Source organism: Mycobacterium sp. KBS0706 (assembly GCF_005938675.2).
In the GTDB taxonomy this organism is placed as follows: Bacteria; Pseudomonadota; Alphaproteobacteria; order DSM-16000; family Inquilinaceae; genus Inquilinus.
In genome coordinates this window covers 66,002-88,931 of record NZ_VCCH02000028.1, presented here as the reverse complement: position 1 = coordinate 88,931, position 22,930 = coordinate 66,002, and the positions used below count along the sequence as shown (strand labels likewise).

General features: G+C 62.8%; 14 protein-coding genes and 1 pseudogene. 9 read left to right on the top strand and 6 right to left on the bottom strand.

Going from position 1 to position 22,930, the window contains the following annotated elements:
• Positions 1–73: 73 nt before the first annotated feature.
• Positions 74–652 carry a recombinase family protein gene (locus tag FFK22_RS17120; protein ID WP_138893326.1) on the bottom strand — a complete coding sequence of 193 codons (579 nt, stop codon included), beginning with the start codon at positions 650–652 and terminating at the stop codon, positions 74–76.
• 560 nt (positions 653–1,212) lie between these two features.
• Between FFK22_RS17120 and FFK22_RS17115 the strand changes: the two genes are divergently transcribed.
• The 5 genes from FFK22_RS17115 (at position 1,213) to FFK22_RS17100 (ending at position 6,328) form a co-directional block, all read left to right on the top strand.
• A complete protein-coding gene (locus FFK22_RS17115) occupies positions 1,213–1,521 on the top strand; it encodes a hypothetical protein (RefSeq protein ID WP_138893325.1) in 309 nt (102 codons plus the stop codon).
• Positions 1,522–1,550: 29 nt separating this feature from the next.
• Entirely contained in the window at positions 1,551–1,688 is a 138-nt protein-coding gene (locus FFK22_RS43030; RefSeq protein WP_186002513.1) for a hypothetical protein, read from the top strand.
• Positions 1,685–2,800 (top strand): tyrosine-type recombinase/integrase, encoded by a 1,116-nt coding sequence (locus tag FFK22_RS17110; RefSeq protein WP_138893324.1) that lies wholly within the window; start codon positions 1,685–1,687, stop codon positions 2,798–2,800. Before FFK22_RS43030 ends, FFK22_RS17110 begins: the two co-directional genes overlap by 4 nt.
• Positions 2,801–3,302: 502 nt before the next feature.
• Entirely contained in the window at positions 3,303–4,475 is a 1,173-nt protein-coding gene (locus FFK22_RS17105; protein WP_138893323.1) for an SIR2 family protein, read from the top strand.
• Positions 4,472–6,328, top strand: a complete 1,857-nt coding sequence (locus FFK22_RS17100) for an ATP-binding protein (RefSeq protein WP_138893322.1) — start codon at positions 4,472–4,474, stop codon at positions 6,326–6,328. The genes FFK22_RS17105 and FFK22_RS17100 overlap by 4 nt, the downstream gene beginning before the upstream one ends.
• An 87-nt stretch (positions 6,329–6,415) precedes the next feature.
• Here the strand turns inward: FFK22_RS17100 and FFK22_RS17095 are convergent, their stop codons facing one another.
• Positions 6,416–7,264, bottom strand: a complete 849-nt coding sequence (locus FFK22_RS17095; protein ID WP_138893321.1) for a hypothetical protein — start codon at positions 7,262–7,264, stop codon at positions 6,416–6,418.
• A 346-nt stretch (positions 7,265–7,610) separates the two neighbouring features.
• On the opposite strand from FFK22_RS17095, the gene FFK22_RS17090 reads away from it, so the two are divergent.
• Positions 7,611–7,886 carry a hypothetical protein gene (locus FFK22_RS17090; protein WP_221938653.1) on the top strand — a complete coding sequence of 92 codons (276 nt, stop codon included), beginning with the start codon at positions 7,611–7,613 and terminating at the stop codon, positions 7,884–7,886.
• On the opposite strand, the gene FFK22_RS17085 is transcribed toward FFK22_RS17090, so the two are convergent.
• From FFK22_RS17085 to FFK22_RS44780, 4 genes are read right to left on the bottom strand one after another with little or no spacing between them, the layout of a single operon-like run.
• The gene (locus FFK22_RS17085) at positions 7,875–9,773 is read right to left on the bottom strand and encodes a hypothetical protein (protein ID WP_143956837.1); all 1,899 of its coding nucleotides are present in this window, start codon (positions 9,771–9,773) and stop codon (positions 7,875–7,877) included. The genes FFK22_RS17090 and FFK22_RS17085 overlap by 12 nt on opposite strands.
• Entirely contained in the window at positions 9,730–11,349 is a 1,620-nt protein-coding gene (locus FFK22_RS17080) for a YhaN family protein (protein ID WP_143956836.1), read from the bottom strand. The genes FFK22_RS17085 and FFK22_RS17080 overlap by 44 nt, the downstream gene beginning before the upstream one ends.
• Positions 11,350–11,352: 3 nt before the next feature.
• Positions 11,353–12,594 (bottom strand): DNA repair exonuclease, encoded by a 1,242-nt coding sequence (locus FFK22_RS17075; protein WP_143956835.1) that lies wholly within the window; start codon positions 12,592–12,594, stop codon positions 11,353–11,355.
• 20 nt (positions 12,595–12,614) lie between these two features.
• Positions 12,615–15,179 carry an Eco57I restriction-modification methylase domain-containing protein gene (locus FFK22_RS44780; RefSeq protein WP_373683749.1) on the bottom strand — a complete coding sequence of 855 codons (2,565 nt, stop codon included), beginning with the start codon at positions 15,177–15,179 and terminating at the stop codon, positions 12,615–12,617.
• 1,710 nt (positions 15,180–16,889) lie between these two features.
• Between FFK22_RS44780 and FFK22_RS44455 the strand changes: the two are divergent.
• The 3 genes and pseudogenes from FFK22_RS44455 to FFK22_RS17055 form a co-directional block, all read left to right on the top strand.
• Positions 16,890–17,247: pseudogene (locus FFK22_RS44455) on the top strand (Tn3 family transposase); the annotation flags it as partial.
• Between the two features lie 574 nt (positions 17,248–17,821).
• Positions 17,822–18,031: a hypothetical protein gene (locus FFK22_RS17060; protein ID WP_143956834.1), complete on the top strand. Its 210-nt coding sequence runs from the start codon at positions 17,822–17,824 to the stop codon at positions 18,029–18,031.
• An 18-nt stretch (positions 18,032–18,049) separates the two neighbouring features.
• Positions 18,050–22,315: an ATP-binding protein gene (locus FFK22_RS17055; RefSeq protein WP_138889889.1), complete on the top strand. Its 4,266-nt coding sequence runs from the start codon at positions 18,050–18,052 to the stop codon at positions 22,313–22,315.
• The last annotated feature ends 615 nt before the right edge of the window (positions 22,316–22,930 follow it).

The following is a 22,930-nucleotide window of genomic DNA, read 5'->3' as shown; positions in this document are numbered from 1 at the left end:
GTTCCGCCGGCTGATGGGGTCACGACACGGAAGTGATCAGATTGTCCGGTTCGTCAGAACATAGGAAGAACCTTCAGATCGGTTGATCAGAAACGTCCGAGATTGTTTCGCCGAGCGCCGCATACAAAGCGGTCTTGCCCACCTTGATCCGTGCCGCAGCCTCGCGGACCGTGAGGCCCTGGGCGATTAGCGTTCTGGCGCGGCGAAGCTTCTCCTTAGTCACAACTGGCCTCCTTCCGCCCCGTCGACCGCGGGCGACGGCGGCGTCTAGGCCGGCTCGGGTCCGTTCGCGAATGAGATCGCGCTCGAACTGCCCGAGGGCGCCGAAGATGTGGAAGATGAGCCGACCGCCGGGCGTGGTGGTGTCGATTGCCTCCGTCAGAGAGCGGAAGCCGACGCCGCGAGCCTCCAAGGCGTTCACGGTCTCGATCAGGTGCGGAAGCGAGCGACCGAGACGGTCCAGCTTCCACACCACCAGCACGTCGCCCTCCCGCGCGAAGGCCAGAGCCGCCGTCAGACCTGGTCGGTCGGTCTTGGCGCCGGATGCCTTGTCCTCGAACACCCGGGCGCAGCCGACCTTTGCGAGGGCGTCGATCTGCAACGCCAAGTCCTGGTCGGTCGTCGAGACCCTTGCGTAGCCGATCGCTGCCATCCCTCGCGCCTCTCGTCCGGAAACCCGTCCGGCAAACTACTTGTCCGGAAAGCCATCGTCAACGCAGGTTGGCGGACAGGCTGCGTGAGGCCGTCAAACGGCCGTTGAACGGACGGGCACTAACGCTTTCACCATGCTGACCTTCCTCCGGGGTGCGCTCCGGCCCATAGCGGACCACCGCAGGCGCTGCAGGCCTCTCCGGAGCGGACATCTCCGGCATCGAATCTCGCCCGAAAGCGGACTCGGCACCCTGAGGACGGATCGCCATTGATCCCGTTCTGACGGCGCCTGTGCGAGCATCAAGGGAAGGCTCCTCCTGCGGCGGCTTTCGACGCGATCCGTCCAGGCAGTCCGTCCGGGAAGGGCGGAAAGCGGAAGTTGGGACCGAAGCCGCTGAATGACCGCTTCGGGTGAAAGCGGACGCTCCGGTCGCCGCGCCAGCCAATCAACGCGCGATAGGGGCAGTTATCGCGCATTGGACAGCTTGTTGCACGGCACGGATCGGGTAGAATCGTCGGCACGGGGGCGCCGCCGGCGCCGGCAGCACAGCGGAGAGGATCGTGCCGACCAGCAGGGACGCGACCGAGACACCGTGGCGGACGGAGGCGGATGCGCCGGCCTGCTTCGGCCCGGATGACCGGACGATCGCCACGGTGATTCGCGACGCCCGCGGCCGCCGGGTGCTGCGGCTCTGCCCGCCCGGCACCCGAGGCGCCCTGGCGGTGCAGGCGGCGGCCGCCGCCGTCGCTATCGTGACCCTGGCCAACGGCGCCGCGGCGGCGATGCTGCAAGCCGAGCCGAGCCGCCGCGCCACCCGGAGCGGCAGTCGCGCTGCCGACGAGACGACGGCTGCATCGGCCAAGCCATGAGACCGTATGGCCACCATCCGGAGCGCCCTTTGCGTGACCACGCCGATGGCGACCGGCTTCGCCAGGCGCTTGCCGCAGGAGCGCTGGCGGCGATCGCGGCTGCCATCGTCCGGATCTGGGGAGAGGAGGCGGCGGCGCTGGCCCAGCTGCGCGCATTGCGGCCATGACCGACGTGATCGAGGATGCCGTGGTCCAAATGCCCGCGGCGATGCCGTGGACGCCGCCGGCGGGGCCGGTGGCCCTGAGCGAGGCGAAGATCGCCGAGATCAAGGCGCTGGCGCAGAAGGCCGACCAGCTGGTCGAGGCCTCGCTCTCCGAAAACACGCGCATCGCCTACGGCAAGGCGTGGCGCGCCTGGAGCGACTGGTGCCTCGGCTTCGGCCTCGACCCGACGGGGGAGAACGCGGCGGCCGCGGCGGACGAGCGCTGGTTGGTCATGCACCTGACCGCCCTCTCGGAAAAGCGCTCGCTGAACACCATACTGCTGCGCCGCGCCGCGGTCGTGGCGATCCGCAAGCGGCTGAAGCGGCCGCTGCAGCTCGATGACGCCGAGTTCGAGGCGTTCTTCAAGGGCCTGCGCCGGACCAAGGGCGCCCGGCCAGTGCGCAAAGCGGCGCTGCTCGAGCCGAACCTGCGCGCCGCCTCCCTGGTGCTGACCCCGGACGCGCATCCCGGCCTGGCCGGCACCGACCTCACCGGCGGGGCAGGGGAGGGGCGCCGGGCCCTGCGGGACATGGCGCTGCTGCTGACCGGATTCGCCGGCGGTTTCCGTCGCTCGGAACTCTCCGCCTTCGACTTGCGGGACGTCAGCTTCACCGCCGAGGGGCTGGTGCTGTACGTCGGCCGTTCGAAAAACGACCAGGAACGCCACGGCGCCGAGGTCGGGATCGAGGCGGTGCTCGGCTCGGCGCTCTGCGTCGTCACCGCCCTGCGGCGCTGGCTCGAGGTCCGCGGCGATGCGCCCGGCGCCCTGTTCTGCCGGCTCGACCGCGGCGGCAATCTCGTGGCCGGCGCCGACGGCCGCATGTTGCCGGTCGACCCGGCGACGATCGCCCGGCTGGTCAAGCGCGCGATCGCCCGCACCGGCGTCGACGCGGGGGAGTTTTCGGCGCACAGCCTGCGCGCCGGGATGATGACCGCGGCGGACAGGCTCGGCGTCCCGTTCGAGCAGGCCATGGAGCACGGGAGCTGGAAGAGCTACGCGGCGGCCCGGATCTACCGCCGGCACGAGAGTCTGTGGACGGGGAATTTCACCGGGAGGCTTCTTGCCGACAAGTAGGGAAGGTCCTCTCCCATCAGTGGCTCCATCGCGAAAGATTCGGAAATAGCACCGTCCGACATTGCCGTGGCACGATTTAAGCGATATTCAAGCTGCATTGCTTGATCTCGCGCTTCTGATATCAGCGCCCGCATATTGGGGTGTTTAATGGCACAAAGCGGCACAGCAGCTCCCATTCCCGCAACAAGCGACGAAGCAAGCCGTCTCACCGTGGAGACGTAATTGCGCATCTGTCGAACGACAGGGCCGCCGCAACAGACCTGCCTGCAATGAATCGCAGCCGCAACGCAGTCTGACGCGACGTTTGAAGTGAGTGGCGGGCCGAATTCACTGCGGTCACCGCCACCGACAAGCGATTGCTTCGCGACAGGTACGAGGACCAGGGAAAACTGCGGTGCGGACTTTCTTCGGCTCAAGCAGCCGATCCGACAACAACCGATTGGCACGCAGCCGATTTCCAATCGATCTGACCTAACGACTAGAACCCATTATCGGAGAACGCATGACTGATCAAGATAATGACTGGCTCGAACAGCTTGATCGGCATTTGGCATCGCCCTGCCTGGCCTGGTTGCTTGGGGCGGGCGTAAGCTATGGGGCACGAATTCCACTCATGTACGCGCTCACGTCCCGCATCAATGCAATGGCGGTCGGTTCCCCCCACGAGCCCCTGATCAAGGCTGTCCGGACCGAGCTGCCGGATAGCTCGCACATTGAGCATCTTTTGAGCCATTTGGGCGACTACGCGGCGCTGGCGGAACGGTCTCGCGCGAACACCGCGCAGATAGACACGGTGACATATACTCACAAACAGATCACTGACGCCCATGAAGCGATTTTGGGCTGGATCGCAACGACGATCCGATGGGGTTACATTCCCGCTGCCAACGGAAAAGCTGAGGAGATTGGCGCACCTTCGAATGCTTTGACCCGCATAGATGAGCATAGTGCTTTCGTGGCGGCGCTGTTCAATACGGCGCAGGCCGGGCTACAAGACCGACGACGCCCGGTACGCATCTTTACGACCAACTATGATACACTCATTGAGGACGCCATCGCCTTGGCGCACATACCCTACTGGGATGGCTTCTCGGGCGGCGCAATCGCATTTCGGTCGCATCGCTTCGGCCAAGACGAGCCGAAGACAGGAATCCGCGCGTGCGTCGTAAAACTCCACGGCTCAATTGATTGGCACCTTGGCGTAGAAGGGAAGGTCTGGCGGGTCCGAGATCTAGACTTTTACCCTGCGCGCAGGGGGAGAATACTTATCCACCCACAGGCGACTAAATACGCTGCAACGCAAAGGGATCCGTTTGCCGCGCAATTCGACCTGTTTCGCCGCGCGATTTCCGGCGGTGAGGACAATGTTTTGGCAGTGTGCGGCTACAGTTTTGGTGATGACCATATCAATCAGGAAATCGAGCTCTGTATGGCGAGCGCGGATAGCCGGACGACCTTGGTTGCCTTCATAAAGCAAGGCACAGGACTGGCTGATTGCCTGGAACGCTGGAAAGGGTCCCAATGGGGCTCCAGGGTTTATGTTGTGACTGAGGCCGGTCTCTATGTCGGAAATCAGGGGCCATTTCATGCGCCTGGGGACGGAAAGGCTCATAACTGGTGGACGTTTGAGGGGGTGACAAAAATCCTCCGCGACGGCGCGGAGGGAAGCCTGTGACCACACCATTTGAATCCGCCGCAGACCTCAAGGTGGGAACCATTGTTGAAGTCTCGGGATCGACCGTCAAAGTCGAGCTGTCTGGTGACGTATCTGAGCTCACCCGAAGCTACGGAGGGCGTGTATACCCAATCGGGCAGATTGGTAGCGTTGTGAAGGTTCATTTCGGCCGTCGTCTCGTCTTCGGATTCGTGACGCTTTTGCGGATGCGATCGGAGGAGCTTATTGAGATGGCGACGCCTATCCCGGCCGACGCCGATCAGCGGGTCATGGAAATCGAGCTGTTCGCCGAGGGCGTCTGGAATTCGAGCGAAAATCAACTCTCGTTCACTCGTGGGGTCTCGACCTATCCATTGCCGCGCCAGAGCGTGTATCTGCTCACGCGCGACGAGGCGGGACTATTATACAAGTCCGCCGAGGGCCAAAGGAAAGACGGGGCCGATCCCCTGGTACCGTTTGCGACCTATGTCGGCGCCGATTCCGCGCAATGCCGAGCCAATATCGACAAGATGTTCAGCCTCCATTGTGCGGTCCTTGGTTCAACGGGTTCCGGAAAATCCGGTGCGGTTGCGGCGATACTACACAGCGTTCTTGATCACCATCCCACTGTGGGTGCGGTGTGCCGACCCAGGATCGTTATCATTGATCCCCACGGAGAGTACGGACGTGCTTTCGGCACGCGCGCAGTCGTTTACCGTGCATACGACCCGATCGGAACGGACGAAACCGGGGGGACGCCGATCAAGCTGCCGTATTGGCTCATGTCCGCCGAAGAGTTTCGCCTGCTTGTCAGCGGAAAGACAGAGTTTGAGGCAACGTCGCAGCACAATATCGTCTACAAGGCGCTAACTCACGCCAGAATGGTGAGTGTCGGCTTGGTTGATCCAGCACCGTCCTCTTATGATTGGAGTGCTCCAACGGACGGTTCGGCACATGATGAGCCGAGGCCCAAAGCTGGGGTCGAAGCATCAAAGCTTGCGGAGTTCGATCGAGATAAGCCTCGTCCCTTTTCGCTAGCGGAGTTTACCAACCATATTGCCTTCGTCCAAGCCGCCCGTCCAAAAGGCGGGAAAATGGAGCGCGTAACGGAGTCGGACTTCGCCAAGGGATTCAAGTCGATTTTGGACAAAGTGGCCGTCCTCCGTCGGGACCCCCGCATCCGCTTTCTCATGAATGATTGGGATTCTTCCGATACGCCACTTGGCGGCCTGATTGCACAATTTGTCGGCGATGCACCGGGTGCGCCTGGCGACAATCGGGACCTACGAATTATTGACATTTCTGGTCTGCCAAACGAAGTGGCCGGCCCGTTGGCCGCCGTCATTGCTCGTTTGCTGTTTCAGTACAAGCTCTATCAGACGCACGGTGAACGCCAGCGCGATCCCATTCTTCTGGTGTGTGAGGAGGCGCACAGGTACGTGCCTGATAAGGGCGAAGCAGAGTATGCCGCAGCGCAATCGGCCGTGCGGCGGATCGCCCGCGAGGGACGAAAATATGGCGTCGGCCTCATGCTAGTAAGCCAGCGCCCCGCCGATGTTGAGAGCACTGTGATTTCTCAATGTGGCACCTGGCTTGTCCTACGCCTGACAAACGCTGCCGACCAGTCGCACGTTGCAAAGTTCCTGCCCGACGGTTTGTCGGGCATGACGCGGGCCTTGCCCACCCTTGCTCAGCAGGAGGCCCTTTTCGTTGGCGAGGGCGCGTCGCTGCCGGCGAAAGTCAAAATTCGCGATCTACCCGAATCCAAACTCCCGAGGTCGGCGAGTGTTCGGTTCGCGGAGGGTTGGGCGGCAAATCGACTCACCTCGGATGAGATCGGAGTCATTGCGTCCCGGATGGATGGGTCAGCGTAGCTAAGATTGGGGTGCCGCGCCTCGTCCTCCGGCGCGCTGCCGGGGATCATGCGAAGCGACCGCATACCACCGCGAGCTCAGTACGGCTCATGTTAAGAGTTCCCTGGATAGATCCTCGTAAAGCTTCGCTCGACGCAGGTCTTCGACCTTCTGCCTCACGGCGGAGATGCATTCTCGGCAAGCAGAGTGTGGAAGGCCATAATCGTTCAGCAAAATCGACCTGCCTTCGTCATAATCCCAGTCAAAAAGATCTCCCGTTTCGATCACATCCGAAGCCAATGTATTTTCACCACAGAACTCACACTCAGCAACTTCTTCTCTGTAGTGACAGAAGCAGCATTGCGCTTCGGAGACAACGAATGTATCCTCGAAGCAATCTCTACACATCCATACCTCTCCCACGTCAGCAAGGGATAGGTACCCTTTGGCATTTGCCAAAAGCTCCGTACGAGCCTTTACGAGCTTGAAGATCCTTTGATACTGCTCCTCCTCAATGAACTGTGCCGCCTCTATCTTCAGATGTGTCTTGTAGAAAAATATCATAAACGCGAATATCTCGGCAAACTTGAGCTCTGTGTGTTCACGCTCATGGTCAAACTCGTAATGGGTCAAAGCGTTCCTAAGATCCAATGCCTTCTCAATTTTGCCTTTTTCCTTTTCCGATATTGCGACCTTCCCAATCGCTGGGCTGCGAATGCGCGCCAGGGCCCCTCTCAGGCTGAGTGCTTTGTCCGGTTTGTCGATGGATTCAAACACAAAGGCCGGATGGATACGCCTCAAGTATTCTTTGAAGGCGAGTTCCATTGCTTGGACCACGTGGATAATGGCGAACTTCCAATGATTCGTATCGGGCGCCTCTTGTTGCGCGTACTTTACTGCCTCTCGAAAATAGGAAATACTGTTGGTTATAAGGTCGAGTCTATGGGTTGTGTTCATATCAGCTCCCCAGGATCGCCTACGATCACCGGTTTTGGCCGGGGCCGTCAATCGGGTGGTCGCGACAAGGGACAGCGAGCCGCAACTTTTTGGCGGGTCCTGATGGCGGAGCGGTCCTGTGACCGGGAGGAGTATGAGCTATTCGCGTCGTCGAGCAGTCCGGCTATGAGGTGATCGATGTGTTTTCTGAAACCGGCTCCGGCGTGAGTTCCGGCACCGGGGCGGGTATTGCTAAGATCTGACGCAGTTCTGAACGTGCGAGCGCAGAGCCGTTCCCGGTTTGTCCTCTTAGCGTGGTTTTCTGCCCGTTCTATGTCGTCATCCCGAGACGCACACGGCGACACTGGTGCTCGATAGCTATTATTATGACCATCATCTGAGCGAGCTGAAACCTTGGCTGCTCGGCCAGAAGACGGGGGGCTCGACGGTCAACAGGAAGGGCAAGCCGGTCGTCGAGGGCGCTCGCATGCTCGGGCGTTTGAAGCTGCACTATGTCGCGATGACGCGGCCGACCCATCTCTTGTGCCTGGCGATGCGGTGGGATGCCTTCGCAGATGGGGAGCTCGACATTCTTAAGGCGCGGGATTGGACGATAATCGATTGCCGGCGATCAGCCGAGTGAAAGCACCGCCAGCTCGTCTCCAAGCGTCCGGGCGGCCGCATCCACCACGTGCTGGTGATGCGTGAACACCACCATCTGCACCCTGTCGGAAATCGCCGCCAATGCCTTCAGGCCATGTGCCGTCCGCGCCTCGTCGAAGCTGGCGAAGATGTCGTCGACGACGAACGGTGCCGGCTCCGCCCGATTGGCGTAGGCATCGAGATAGGCCAGGCGCAGCCCCAGGTACAGCTGGTCCCGGGTGCCCTCGCTCATGTCCTGGATCGAGATGGTCCGGCCATCGGGCCGGCGTCCGACCAGGCGCGGCGTGTCACCGTCATCGTAGTCCTGGACCACGCCATCATAGGCGCTGCCGGTCAGCATCGCGAACAGCGCTCCGGCCCGGGCCAGGAGCGGATCCTCCTGGCCGGCCCTGTGGCGCTCGACGGCGGCGCCGATCATCAGCGCTCCGATCTTGCGCACCGCCCAATTGCGGGCCGCCTCGACCAATTCGGCTTCCGCATTCCGCCGCTGCTGCGCCGCGACCTCGGCGCCGACACCCAGCTCCAGCTCGGCACGGCGACGCAGCGCCCGATCCTGCTCGGCGAAGGTCTCCTGGGCGGCATGGTCCAGGGCCTCATCCGCCTGGGCGAAGTCCTGCAGACGCGCCTCGGCCGTATCGGCATCGAACTCGGCCAGGGCGGCCCGCAGCGAGGCTTCGTCCAGCCCATCCGATTGCAGGACAAGCTGCGTCCGCTGCTCGGCGATCGCGGTGACCAGGCTGTCCCGCTCCGTCCAGCGGGCAAGCACAATGCCGAGGTCGAGGCCCGGCGGCAGGTCGGAGGCGAGCTCGTCGCGGCTCTGCTCCGCCTCGGCCAGGGCGCGCCGGGCATCGGCGCAGGCGCGATCCGCCCGGTCCAGATGCTCGATCGCGGCAGCACGCCGGCTGGCCGCGCCTCTCGCCGCCGTGACGCGCTCGTGCAGGACGGTAACCGCGGCATCCGCCGGCAGGGGCGCGAGATCGGGCGCCAGGCGGGCGATCAGGTCGCCGGCGCGCCGCTCGAAATCCGCGATATCGCGGCGCAGGCCGGCCACGCGCCGGGCGCGATTGTCGAGCTCCCGGAGGGTTGCGGGCACTTCGCGCCAGACCGCCAGCGCCGCCTCCGCCCCGTCGATCGAGGCGGACGAGGCCTGGCCGATGCTCGGTGCGGACTCGGCCCAGAGGGCGGTCCAGGCCTCGAGTCCGGCCGCCGTCTCGATCTCCGCGGCGCGAAGCTCTTCGATGCGGTGCCGGCCGTCCTCGATCCGCGTCGCCAGGCCCCGCGCCTTGTCCCAGCCATTCGCCAGCGCCTCGAGATGCTGGCGCAGCCGGGCCGCGACCAAGCTCGGCTCCAGCGGGTCGAGAGCAGACAGGCCGGACGCCGCGGCAATCGCCTGCAGGGTGGGCAACACGTCGTCCACCATCCGATCGATCACGGCCACCCTGTCCTGCTGTGCCTCGACGGCGTCGCGGCGCTGCAGCAAGGTCTCCACCGCCGCCACCCACGCGGTCATCTCGGCCGGCGTGCCGGGCGTGACCGCGAGGCCGATCCACAGGCCCCGCCATTCCTCTGCCGCCTCGCGCCGGCGCGTCTCCACGGCGGCCAGGCGGTCTTGCGCCGCCGCGGCTTGCTGCCGGGCCTGGACCAGATTCCGGGTCTCGACCGCATGCTCGCCCACGCGGGCCGCATCGGCCCGTGCCTCATCCGACAACTGGTCGGCCTCGGCTGCCAGGCGCTCGAAGCGGGCGACCATGCCCGCGAGCGTGCCGCCCTGCGGAGCGCCGGGCTCTCCGAACAGGGCTCCGCGCAATCGCTCCCACAGCTGATCACGCTCCCGCCGAAGGGCTGCGATGCGCTCCACCGACGGCACCGGCCGGCTCGTTGCAAGGGCCTCGAGCTTCGCCTCGATGGCGGTGATCGTCGTTGCCGTAGCGGCGATCTGATCCCGCTCGCGCCGTTCCTGCGCGGCCAGGTCGTCCTGGATGACGCGATGCCGTCCGATCGCCTCCGCCCCCGGGCGAGGCGCGGACGCGACAGCATCGAGATCCGTGATCGGCGGCAGCAGCCGGGCCGCCCGCCTCCGCCAGGCTCCGGCGCTCGGTCCGGATCTCCCGGTCGAGCTCGGCCCGGCGGTCGAGCTGCTGCAGGACCGGTTCGATCGCGGCAAGCCGCTGCTGCAGCGGCCGCGGGTCGCTGAGGCCCCCCTGTTCGGCCTGTTGACGCTGGAGCTCGGCGAGGGTGGCCGTCTCGCGCTCGATCGCGGCCCGTTGCCCGCGGCGTGTCTCCGCCAAGCTCCGGCCGTCGGCAATCAGGCGCTGCAGCTGCGCCTGCGCCGCGTCGCTCGGCTGGACTGTCTGGATCGCGCCGGGCTCCTGGCCGAGACGGCCGGCCAGCATGGCCAGGGTCCGCTCCAGATCGTCGAGCTCCGCCTGGATGCGGGGCAGGTCGCGCCGGCTTGCGGCATGGCCGCCGCTCTCGCCGAAGATCTGCACCACCTGGTCGGCCGCAACGGTCAGGGCCTCGTCCACGACGATGCCGTCGAGGTCCTGCTGCGCCGTGGCCAGGTCCGCCTCCGCCCGCCGCAGCCCCTCCGCGGCCTGGGTGACGGCGTCGAGGCTGTCGCGCAGCGCTTCGGCAGTGCCTCGAGCAAGCTGCGGCAGGTCGGCGAAGGCGTCGAGCCGGACGAGATGCTCGTCGAGCAGCCGCATCAGCGGGCCGACGCGTTTCAGCCGCGCCAGCTGCGATCGCGCCGCGGCGATCCCGTTCCGCTGCGCCCTGATGTCGCCGAGACGGGTGGCGAGGCTGCCGATCGACTCGTTGAGCGCCTTCCAGTCGCCGGCCCTCAGCTCGCGTTCGCGGATTGCCTTGCGCGCGTCTTCGAAGCGATCGAGCGCCTGGTAGAAGCGGCGGTCCTTCGACGCGCGGGGGGCGAAGATGGTGTTCGCCTCGTCCTCCAGGCTCCGCCGCAGGTCGCTCAAGCCCCGCAGGCCGGAGGCGGCGGCGAACAGGCTGGCGCCGGCCTCGCCGTCGCTGCGCAACATGTCCTCGGCACCACGGCGCAGGGTTTCCGCGTTGAGCCCGAAGGCGCGGCAGAACACGTCGCGCGTCAGGCCGCCAAGATAGGGCAGCAGGGCGTCGTCCGCGAGCGGGCTGTCGTCAGGCCCCAGCAGCGTGTTCTTGTTGCCCTTGCGCCGGCGGAAGGTGAGACGGCCGCCATCCCGGCCGATTATCTCGGCGCCGATCCGCAGCTCCTTGCCCTCGTGCAGGAAATCGTAGCGGGTCTGCCGCTCGATGCCGAACAGCAGGTCGGTGATGGCGGCCAGGGCGCAGCTCTTGCCCGCCTCGTTCGGGCCATGGACGACGTGCAGCCTCGCCCCCGGCGGGAAGCTCAGCGTCCGCCTGGTGAAGGGCCCGTACCGGTCGAGGTCCAGTCGCAGCAGTCGCATCGGTCAGCGCGCCGCGCCGGCTGCCGCCCGGGCGACCAGCATCGCCCGCGCCTCGTTCAGAAGCGCGCCCAGATCCGAGGCGAGGGGTGGCCCGTCGCCCGCGATCCCGCCCGGCAGCTTGCCCGTGATGGTGGCGACCAGCTCGGCCGCCCGCGCCTGGAACTGCGGATCCTGCTCCAGGTCCCCGAGGAGAGCGGAGAGATCGAGCGCGGCCAGGGCGTCGTCGGCCGCGGGGTGGGTATCCACCGTCTCGATCCGCAGGCGTTCGAGCCAGATATCCTCGTGGATCCGGTTGGCGGCGGCCTGGACCTCGTCGGCCATCCGGTCCGGATCGGCCGTCAGCCGGCGATGCAGCGGCGTGCTGCCGGTCAGACGGACGCGCAGGGCCAGCAGCCGCCCCTCGGCCGCCGCGGCCTCCGGCGCGATGGCCTCCTCGATCCGCCGCAGGGCGCCGGCCTCATCCTCGACGCCGGTCAAATCGATGGCGGCGACGGCCCAGCGGGCCCGGTCGAGGGCCAAGCGCCTGGTCCCGGCGATGTGGCCGTCGGCGACGTCGACCAGGACGGCGCCTTTCGGGCCGCATTCCCGGACGCTGCGGCCCTGCAGATTGCCCGGGTAGACGATCCAGGGATCGCGCGACAGCTCCTCATATTCGTGGACGTGACCCAGCGCCCAGTACTGGTAGCCGCGCGAGGCCAGGTCCTGGACGGTGCAGGGGGCGTAGACCGCATGGCCCGGCCGGCCGTCGCAGGAGGTGTGCAGCACGCCGATATTGACCCAGCCGGGCAGCGGGTCGGGGTAGCCCAGGGCGTAGTTCTCGGGAACGGTGCGGTCGGGGAAGCCGCGGCCATGCAGAGCGACCTTCAGATTCTCGATCCGGAACGTCCCGGCCCGGCCGGTCGGGAACTCCGAGACGCAATCGGGCAGCGAGATGGTCTTGGTCACGACGCTCTCGGCGTCGTGGTTGCCCTTCAGCAGGAACAGCGGAATGCCGGCCCGGTCGAGCCGCGCTACCTCGCGGTTAAAGAACAGGCCGATCGACGTATCGCGCCACTCGCCGTCATAGACGTCGCCGGCGACGACGACGAAGGCGACCTCCACCTCAATCGCCCGGGTCACGAGATCGGAGAAGGCCTCGCGGCTCGCCGAGGCGAAGCGCCGGGCGACCTCCGGATCCTTGAGGCCGAGGCCCGTCAGTGGGCTGCCGAGGTGCAGATCGGCCGCATGCAGAAACGTGAATCGCATGTGTCCACCTGGAGTGCAGTTCACGCCGCAATCCGAGTATCGGAGTCTCCGGCAGCGAATGCAGCCATGTACCCAAGAATCAGATCTTTCGAGTAATACCGACCGTAGTTTCCGGTATCCTGTTCGCGGACAATAGGGAAAGTGTCGAGGATATAGGAAGCTGCCGCGCGCTCTAGTCCGTATAGTAGGAAGAACAACGCATCAAGGCGGGCTCGGCTGTGGCGTCTCTCTTCCTCATCCCACCTGAAAGGCGGTCCATTGTAGCCTTGGTCGCAAGCGAAGACGACCATATCGCGGGAGACGTAGGTCAGCTTCAATACCTCGCGCCGAACGATCTCTGCGGCAGTTCTGTTGCCGATAGTTATAGAATAGGCATTGGGATGGACAACAGCCAGCTGCTCCACAATGTACCAGTTCAAGTGCTGCCCTTGTACTTTCTGTCTGGCAAGATAGTCGTAGGCAAAGGAATTGAGGTTTGCAACGACCAGAGAAGCATTCTCCTTGTACTCTGCCTCCGATAATGGGTCTGGCATAAGCAGCGGCAAGGTATTGCCCGCACCTGTCTTAGGTACAATAGCAGCGATCATCGTTCGTGCATTCGTGGTCGACGTTACGTCTTTGAATGCGATTGCCCAATCAACGTCACTCGACCAATTGATCGCGCCCTTGGGCACCCAAAACTGCGGAGCTGGGGACCATGAGACGTCAGAGTGCTGCCCTAATGTGGCAGGGAGTGGCTGGCCCGGGCGATGGATGTTGTCGTCCTTGACCAGCACGCCCGCAGCGCGATGGTCATAGGCCTGCACCATCTTCCCTTCGTACAGCGCAAGATATTCGTCCGTTCCACGCTTCCAGGTGTTGGCCTCTGTCCGGTAGAAGCCCTCCTCAACGAGCTGAGCCTGTGTCCGGAAGAGATTCGAGTCATTGGTCATATGGAACATGGTTGTATATCGCAGTGGCCACGCTTTTAGGGGCGCAGCTCCGGTACGATCGACCAACACAGATTGCCTCTGATAGATCTCCGCGTTCAGTCGCGCGTCGCGAGCCGATGAGAAGATCGGCGCTGTTCCGGTGTTGGGGTTAACGCGGGTGAAGTCTGACGAGGTCAGAGGAAAGCATCGATCCGCATCAAAGGTATCTTCTACGTCCCGCAGGTGGAAACCAAGTATGCTGGATCTAAAATGTCGTTCCACGCCACCTGCAATGTATATTGAAAACTTAAACCGATAATAAACATCCGGGAAGTGTAATTCTCCATTACTGCGCTTGTTAAAAAAATCATACAGTGCCGAGAGGCGGCCGCTGGCGGCAATCGAGCGAAAGAAGCCGGCAGAACCAAGATCAGACGCAATACCTGATGGTACAATGAGACCAACCATACCGGTAGGACGAATAAGGCTTTGGGCGCGCTCGATGAATAAGGAATAGATGTTGATATCGCCGCCGGAGAGTTGGGGATAGTTTCCCTGCGTGCGGGCTACTCGCGCGGCTGATTCAGCCGTACGCTGAGCGTGCTCGTAATCTTTAGTGAGAGGATCACTAGAATCGAATAAAGCGGTGATCATCTTCTTGCGCTCCGCCGCAGTCTGAGCAAGAGCAATCCCTGGTCGGCGAGCCGCAAACCATTCGACCTCCTGGAGCTTCATTCGGTCCCACGGTGGATTGCCGATCACAGCATCGAAGCCTCCAGATCCGTTAATGCTGTTCCAATTGTCCCAGATGTCAGGGAAGGCAACCTGCCAGTGGAGAAAGCGCTGTTCTTGAATTATCTCGCTGGCGCGGCCCACGAGGCGAGCCGCCGCGGAAATAACTTCAGCCTTGGAGATCGTGGTGCTTCGGGCGCTCTGGCCGCCGGTAAGGTCGGGCTGCGCACCGTCGTCGGCGAGCCGTAGCCGGCCGGTGGCTATTGCAAGCAGATCGCCAAGGGACCCGTCGAACAGCGACGCAACAGCGGGATGGAGTCGCTTCTTGGAAAGGCGATCGACGCCCAGCCAGCGTAGAGCCTGGCGCAGGTCGAGCAGCGCCTCTAGAGGACGCGTGTCGTCCACTACTTGGGTGAACGCCGCCGCGGAGGATTGCACCTCACCGATGTCGACGTCAGACAGGTCCTCGATTCGGCGCATCCCCTCAGCTGCCTTGCGGGCCCTGGTGACGTACCGATTGATCAGCAAATTGAAGCGCTTTGAAAGTTCGTCCATCACTGGCCGAACCTGCTCCCCGTAGAGCGAATTCCCGCAGCGCAGGTGGTGATTGAGAAATGATAGCGGCGCACCGACGGTAAAGGTATGCAGCCAAAGCGACACCTTCGCCAACTCAACCGCCATCGGATTGAGATCCACACCATGGATCACCCGCTTCAAGATGAGCCTGCGGACGATTAGTCGGTCGTCCAGCTGGCCTTCTTCAACCACCCAAGCGTTGGCTGCTGCCTGTGAGGTGATGCGGTCCCTCAATGCAGCGATTCGATCGACCAATGGCGACTGGTAATCCGTCCATGGGACCGACGCCTTTGCTTCGGCAATAGCTTCGAGAATGCGGTCAGCGAGGTAGTCAACCAACGATACGAGGAAGTGCCCGCTCCCCATCGCGGGGTCACAGATCCGGAGGTCGAGGATGGCGCTGGCCGGGTCCAGCGCAGTGAGGTCCTCCAGCCGAGGTGAGTTGCTTTTGCTGCTATTGGCCATCTCGGCCGCCTTGGTCGAAAATCTCTCCCGTCGTTCGTCGATGAGTGGACCGACCGTGCGCTCGATGATCAGGGACACCAGGGATTCAGGTGTGTAATAGCTGCCGCTACCTCTTCGAGCGAACACATTGGGTTTGATCGCGACCTTACCGCCTTCGATTGTTGGCTCAAACTCAAGCAGTCCCTCATAGATCGAACCGAGTTGCTGCACAGAGAGATCGCGGTAGTTGATCCAGCGCTTTCCTGAGCCTTGGCTGTGGCGCGACAAGGCGTCCACAACTGGTGCGAATACGGCATCAGGAAGTTCGATACGCTCCAAGATGGGAGTGCGCGAACCGTCGAAAAGGCCGCCGTTATAGGGAGGAATCCCGAGAGACCGCTCGCCTTTAGCGATTGCCCGGAACAATCGTTGGACGCGGCCGTAGTAGTCTCCCAACGACTCTGCGAAGACCTCCTTGCTTTCCATTCGCTTCGCAATGTGCTCCCGGACCCCGGTGCGCATAGCGTAGCCCTCGTAGCGGCTATCGCGCACTGGCAGGAGATTGCGATCTTCGGCATAGAGTATGAACAACAGCCGGTAGAGCAGGATCAGCGCAGCCTGCTTGACCTCGGCGAGATATGTCCTGGACAGGGCCTTGGGGGCGTGGGGGTCGTTGGCGACAATTCCACTGATGAGTGTGGGAAAGACCTGCTCGAAAACCAGATTCGAGAGGTCTTTGGCCACCCGCTCTTCCCAGTGCCGACCTTCGTCCAGGGCAACATGATGGAACGTGCGCTTGTCAGCACCTGTCAGGAATGCCTGGCGGCGGAACATCAGGATGAAGACCTTGAGCCAATGTGTTCGCTCGTCCTCGTCCATCGCGGGCGGGTCGCTAAAGCCCGGTACCCTGAGGATGGCGGCGAGATCGAGGTCGAGAAACTCCTCTGACCGGGATCGGGCCTGTTGAAAGTAGAGGCGCCAGTGGCGACCGTTTGTCAGGATACCCCACTGGATGCGGCGATCTGACTGGACCTCAGCCACCGTCAAGTAGCGCAAAATCTGTGTCGAAGGCACGCCGTCGCCGAGCTTGCCCCTTCCCGCGCGATCAAGGGGTACGTCCCAAGCCTTGTTCTCGCAGATTGCGATCCCGTGACGGAACTTATAGGCAGGCTCGGATTCAGCGTTGGCCTTCCCTTTGGCATCTGCGTTCTCGAATAGTAGCATGTCGGGAACGTCTGAGCGGCCCTTTACACTAGCGCGGATTTGCGTCAGCCGATCCTTCCATCCGAGCAAATCTAAGATCGGAAAAATCAGATCCTGCTCGGTCTGAGATTCGTTTGGCGCGCCGGCAGTGGGGAACTGCTTGAAGCTGGTGCGGACCTGCGAGGCGAACTGTTCGAGGGCCGAAGCACCCAACCCTCTCCATTCCTGAGTCTCGATAATGCCCTGCTTCAAGAAGTCCCGAGTGAACAGGGCCCCCAACAACACGTCCGTTCTCCCATCATGAGGTAGCTCACGAAGCTGGCACCCCAATGCGCAGCTTGCAAGCGATTGAGGGCACCATGACAGCTTCGGCTGGAAGCCGGAATCGTGTTTGGCGTGACCTGGCGGCGGGCTGCAATCGCCGCTGTGGCGTCGATCGACGCCGGCGCTGTGGCGCCGTCGGAGATCCTCACGAAGCTCGCCGCCTACCGGCATCAGAACCTGCTCGACCTGGCGCTGCAGGAGATCGGCCGGATCGAGCGCACTTTGTTCACCCTCGACTGGCTAGAAGACCCGGACCTCCGGCGCCGCTGCCGGGCCGCGGACCGTGCAGCACCTCCGCTCGACGGCAATCCCGGTGCCCGATCGGTTGCTGACCCATGTCGCGCCACTGGGCTGGGAGCACATCAGCCTGACCGGCGACTACCTGTGGGAGCAGGCCGCCCACACCCCGTTCGACTACTGGCCGCTCCGCCTCCAGGACGACTCGCCCGCCGTCGCCGGCTGATCGTGCTCTCGCTTTGTCCGGCTTAGCGTATTCTGGCGGCAAAACCTTGAGGTACCCCCTATCCATCGGAGATGGAGAAACGGGAAATCTCACGCAGTTCGAGCGGCGGGATTCGGCCCAGTTATACTGGGACTGGGCCCGGCCGGTGCGCAAGGCGGCCCTGCTCGAACCGAACCTCCGCGCTGCACCCCTGGCGCTGACCCCAGGCGCGCATCAGGATCTGGCCGGGCTTGGCGCCAGGGGAGGGGCGGCGGGCGCAACGTGACATGGCGCTGCTGCTGACCGGCTTCCGGCGCTCGGAACTGGCCGGCTTCGATCTTCGGGACGTGTCCTTCTCGGCTAAGGGCTTGGTGCTGTTCGTCGGCCGCTCCAAGGCCGATCAGGAGCGGCACGGCGCCGAGGTCGGCATCGAGGCGGTGCCGGGCTCGCCGCTCTGCGCCACTGGCTCGAGGCCCGCGGCGATGCGCCCGGAGCTCTGTTCTGCCGCCTCGACCGTGGTGGCAACCTGCTGGCCGACGCCGGCGGGCGCCTGCTGCCGATCGACCCGGCCACAATCGCCCGGCTGGTCAAGCGGGTGCTGGCCCGCACCGGCATCGGCTCGGAGGAGTTCTCGGCACACAGCCTGCGGGCTGGTATCATGACCTCGGCGGACCTGTTCGGAATCCCCCTCGACAAGGCGATGGAGCACGGCCGCTGGAAGAGCTCAGGCTCGGCCTGGATCTACCGGCGGCACGAAAGCCTGTGGGTGGGGAATTTCACGGGGCGTTTGCTGTCTGGCAGTTGATCAGAAAGTAATTTCAAAATGGCATATGTCGATCTGGATCGTCGTTTTGGTGTACCCGGCGAATATGATCTAGACGATGGAAGCGTCCAGGCATGGCTCCGATCGTATGGATCAAAGAGCTGGGATGATGTGCTGAAAAACAGATTCGTCGTGATTCTCGGCAATGCCGGGGTCGGGAAATCGACGGAAATGCAAGCGCAGGCGCGGCGCCTCAGGGCCTCTGGTGGCCATGCGGTCTACGCCGAATTTCATTCAATGGCGGAGGAGAGCGATTTTGAGCACTCCCTGGACGCGGCCAATGGAGATGCCTTTCGGCGCTGGCGCCACTCGGGTCAGTCCGCCACATTCTTCCTAGATGCTGTAGATGAAGCTCGCGCAGCCAGTTCCGCAGCATTTATGAAGTCGCTGAGATCCTTCGTTCGATCTGTCAAAGGCGCTGGTGAGAACATCCGGATCGTTTTTTCTTCACGACCTACTGGGTGGGAGGATGATGAGGATATCGAAAGGCTTCAGGCAACGCTTTCATCGCTAGTCCCGAACTTCCAGCTCGCGGTCGGTGATGAAGTGACCGGTGAGCCCGATCCGGACGACCCGTCGACAATGACAGCGATCCGGACAGCCGTAGATGGCGCCACCAATGGGGCAATCCCGATAGCGACATTCGCGCTGTTCCCGCTTGACGACCGCCAGGTTCGCCTCCTCACACCGGTGTTTGGCGTGACCGATCTCGAGTCATTCATGAGAGCACTTGCAACGCATGACGTTCAATTCTTGGCGGAGAGACCAAGGGATGTTGAATGGCTAGCAGAGTATTGGTTGCGCCATCACCAAATTACGTCGATGTCGGAGATGCTGAATGACAGCGTAAACGGCCATCTACGAGAGCGTAATCCCGGCCGGCTGCGGATCGATCGACTTCGGGTCCTGGACAATCGATCCGCTGCTGAGCGGATTGCGGCGGCAACCTATCTCTGCCGCCTGACCTCGATCAAAGGCCCGACATCCCGACAGCAAGATGGGGGTGACGCGTTGCGAAGCACCGATCTTCTTCCCGATTGGTCCGGGGAAGAAATGACCGCTCTCCTGTCGCGCAGCTTGTTTGAACCGTCGCTGCCGGGGCGAATGCGAATTCACCATAGAACGACCAGAAGCTACCTCGCCGCATGCTGGATCTTAAAGCTTCTGGACAATGACTGCCCCATCAATGCGGCTGCCGACTTGGTAATTGGCACGGCCTTTGGGGAGCGACGAGTTATCCCGTCGCGAGCCGAGGTCGGAGCCTGGGTGGCGAGCGCAGACCAGCGTCTTAGAGGCCGGATGATCGACGCCGCTCCCGAAATTGTTCTTCTTTACGGAGATGCTCGGCGAATCCCGCCAGAGGACCGCCTTCGTGCACTCCGGGCGTTCGCCACGCGCTTTCAGGAGGTCCGCAGGCTCGGACATATTGTTAGCGACGCGGACTATGCGAGAATTGCCGATCATTCGATCGACCCGGCCATTGGAGAGTTGATCAGGGGGCATGAGACTTCCTCGTTGGTCAGGCGCTTCCTCCTGAACGTCGCCAGGGTCGGCATGTTGCCGGCATCTGCGACGGCAGCACTGGAGTTTGCACGAGATCCCGGCCGGGATCCCGATGCCACGGTCCAAGCCGTAGCGACCGTGGGGGTCGCTGGTACTCGCGCTGAGAAGGATGCGCTCTGGGCCGCGGCCCAGGCGGTCACCGACCCTGAAAACCGCTATCTCGCAGTGCTCGGACAGAGCTTGTTCCCCGGCGTGATATCGATGGATGCGCTGTTCGGATTGTTGGACAGGATGCAACCGCCAGGTGACGACGTCGTCGGAGGCCCGCGCGCTGTCGTTACCGAGGACTGGGTCGACAACTGTCCTGCTGCCAACCGCGTCGAAATGCTCGAACGCCTGTTGTCGCTGGCCACCAGCCCACCGCTCGCCGCCGGGCGGCCGCATTCATTGCTGTCGGAGAGATATGGTTGGCTGGTGGATGGAGTGGCACGGTGCGCACGGCTGGTGCTGGAGACCATGGGGCCCCAGTCGCCCGTGCCACCACCGATGACCGCGGCCCTGCTCTTGATCCAACGGCTGGATCGGCACGACCGGATGCGGCCCCGAGATGCTGGTGCGTTGCCCGATCTGCTGTCGACCCGCGATTCTACAAGGCAGGCACTGTTGGCCGCGACCGTGCTCGGTGCCGATGAGGATCCGTGGCGCCCGATCCTTTCGCTTGCTCAGCGTCGTATTCTTCAGCCACTTGAGCCGGATATCTCGATGGCGGTTGTTCAGGCCGCTGCGGCGGACAGCGCGGAGATGCAGCGCCGCTGGCTGAACGCTGCGATCGATGTCTGGGTGATCAATCAGCGTCCTGCCGGACGAGTGGCGGAGATTGTAGGTGCCATTGCCGCCTCGGGGCTGGAAGAGACGGAGAGGGACGTCCTTCTGACCTGGTTTAGCCCTGAGCGCCAGCCCAGTCTGGCCGAAACATCGAATCATGCAGCAGAGCAGCAGAGGGAACGCGATCAGGAAGAGAGAAGGTTCCTCGAGGAGCGCGCGGATCGGATTCGATCTGGCACGGATCTGAGAGCGCTCAGCCACATTGTCTCGCTAATGGCGTCCGCCGGCGATGGATCAAGCAGCCGGTACGGTCAAAGGAACATCGGCGAGATTGAGCATCGATTCGGACCCGAGGTGGCGTCGGCGGCCCGCGAGGGCTTGATCCAATGTTGGCGTCGGTGGGAACCACCACTACCATCGGCACGAGGTGATGGGTCAAACACCGAGATCGGCGTAGTGCTCGGATTGACGGGCCTTGCTCTATTGGAGGCGGAGGGATTCGATTTCTCCGGCCTATCAGCAGAGGAGGCTCGGCTCGCTACGCTATACGCTTTGCGAGAGCTCAACCGTTTCCCAGAATGGCTCGCCGCATTGGCTATCCGCTGGCCCGAGGTCATAGCCAACACCATCACTCCGGAGGTCGCATACGAGCTCGGTCCCAATGCAACCGGCGAGCCGCGAACCCTTCAATCCGTTGCGGAAGTTCCCGCGATCGCCGCGGCGATGGCCGAGACAATTCTCACGACGGTGTCGACGTCGAGCGCGCTCGGCCCCACCGCCCTAAAGGCGAGCCTTCGAGTGCTCGATCAATCGACCATTGGCCGGGGGGACCTGGCGAGCCTGTTTGGCCGCCGCGCGGAAGAGGTCTGGGCCAGCCAGACCGCGGGTGCGTATGCCTGGCTTCGAGGCTGGATGCAGGTTGACGTACATCAGGCCTGGGATTTTCTGGAAGCTCATCTTTCGCCGGCAGATACGACGGCCCGGGAGCAACTTTCAGATCTGATGCTACAGCTCTACAACGATGTGGATGAGGATGACGGAGTTAAGACACAGTATTTGAGAAATCCCAGCTGGTTGTTGCGCGCGATACCGCTCATTTACCGTCATTTCCCCGTAGAGAATGACGCCCATCGTGCCGGAATACATCGAATCACCATTTCAGATCGAGTACTCAGGGTTAGAGGGAAGATCGGCAGTTTCCTCGAGACCATCCCAGGACAAGCGGCGCACGATGCGCTTGAGGCACTCTCGCGCGACCGCAGTCTCGGCGGTGCGCGGATCTATTTCCGAGAGGGTTCGCTACGCCACCTCGAAATGTCCGTCGAACCTCAGGCCTGGCGAGAGGCTGACGTCGCCGCATTCGAAACTCAGTATGAGCGCGATCCGAGAAATGGAGCCGAGCTGTATTTACTGGTACGCTCACGATTGAGCGATATCCGCGCCGACTTCGAGAAAGGCGACTTCGGCGACCGAGGGATCTTTCCTAATGGCGTACGCGAAGAGATTGTACAGCGATACTTCGCTGGTCGGTTGGCCGGTGGTAGTCGGCGCCGTTTCGATGTCGTCAGAGAAGAGGAAGTTGCTGACCACAAAGAACCCGACATTCGAATTCGGAGCGCAGTCGCTGGTATTGTGAGCATCGAAATCAAACCGATTGATAAGAAAAGATATACGTTCCTTAGCCTCGTGGAAACGTTAAGGGCGCAATTGATCGGGCAGTATATGCGAACGGCGCGTTCGCGATACGGCGTTCTACTTCTGTGCCTTTGTGTCAAACCACGAAAATGGTTGCTAGAGAACCCACGTCGCTACGTGCAGTTCGACGAGCTTGTAGGGCTGCTGCAGGCCGAGGCGGATGCAATCCGGCTGGGAGATCCCGATGTCGATGGACTTCTGGTCGTTGGTATCGACGCCAGTCCTTGGTCGAATGGTTCCTGACCCCGGACACGTCTCGGGATCCGTGCGAAGCCCAGGACCGGGCCGGGTCTCAGACCCTACCGAGCGCACGGGCTGCTGGCCGCTTCCGTGGCCTTGGGTGATGGGGGCACCTCAAGGTATTGCCGCCAATGCACCCTTCGCCGGACAAAGCGGCTAACGTGATCAGCCGGGGACGGCGAGCAGGCGGGCAGCGCTCCTGGGAGTAGCCCATTGATCCGAAAGGTGGATGCTCTTTCGATCGATTCATCCTAAAATTTTATGAATCGCGCTTGACGGCGCCGCCTCGTTTGGCATTTAGTTCCTACATAGACCGCTATGAACTAATTTGGATGTAATTGCAGATCCCACCGGGGGAAACGTGGCTCGGAAAATGTCGAGCATTGTCGATCGGCTGCGGAGCCATTTTGGTTGACTCTGGCCGTGCTGATCGGATCCGAGGAGATGAGGAAAAACATTTGTCATGGCAGGCCACCTGCCGGAACAGGAGGGGCTATGATTGCGTACAGGCAAGAAAATCGCGATGCGGGTGAACCCACCTCGGCCATGGTTCAGACGCCTCGGTCGGAGGCGGAAGGCGCTTGGGGTCTCACGTCAACTGGCAGCTCGTGCGTTCAG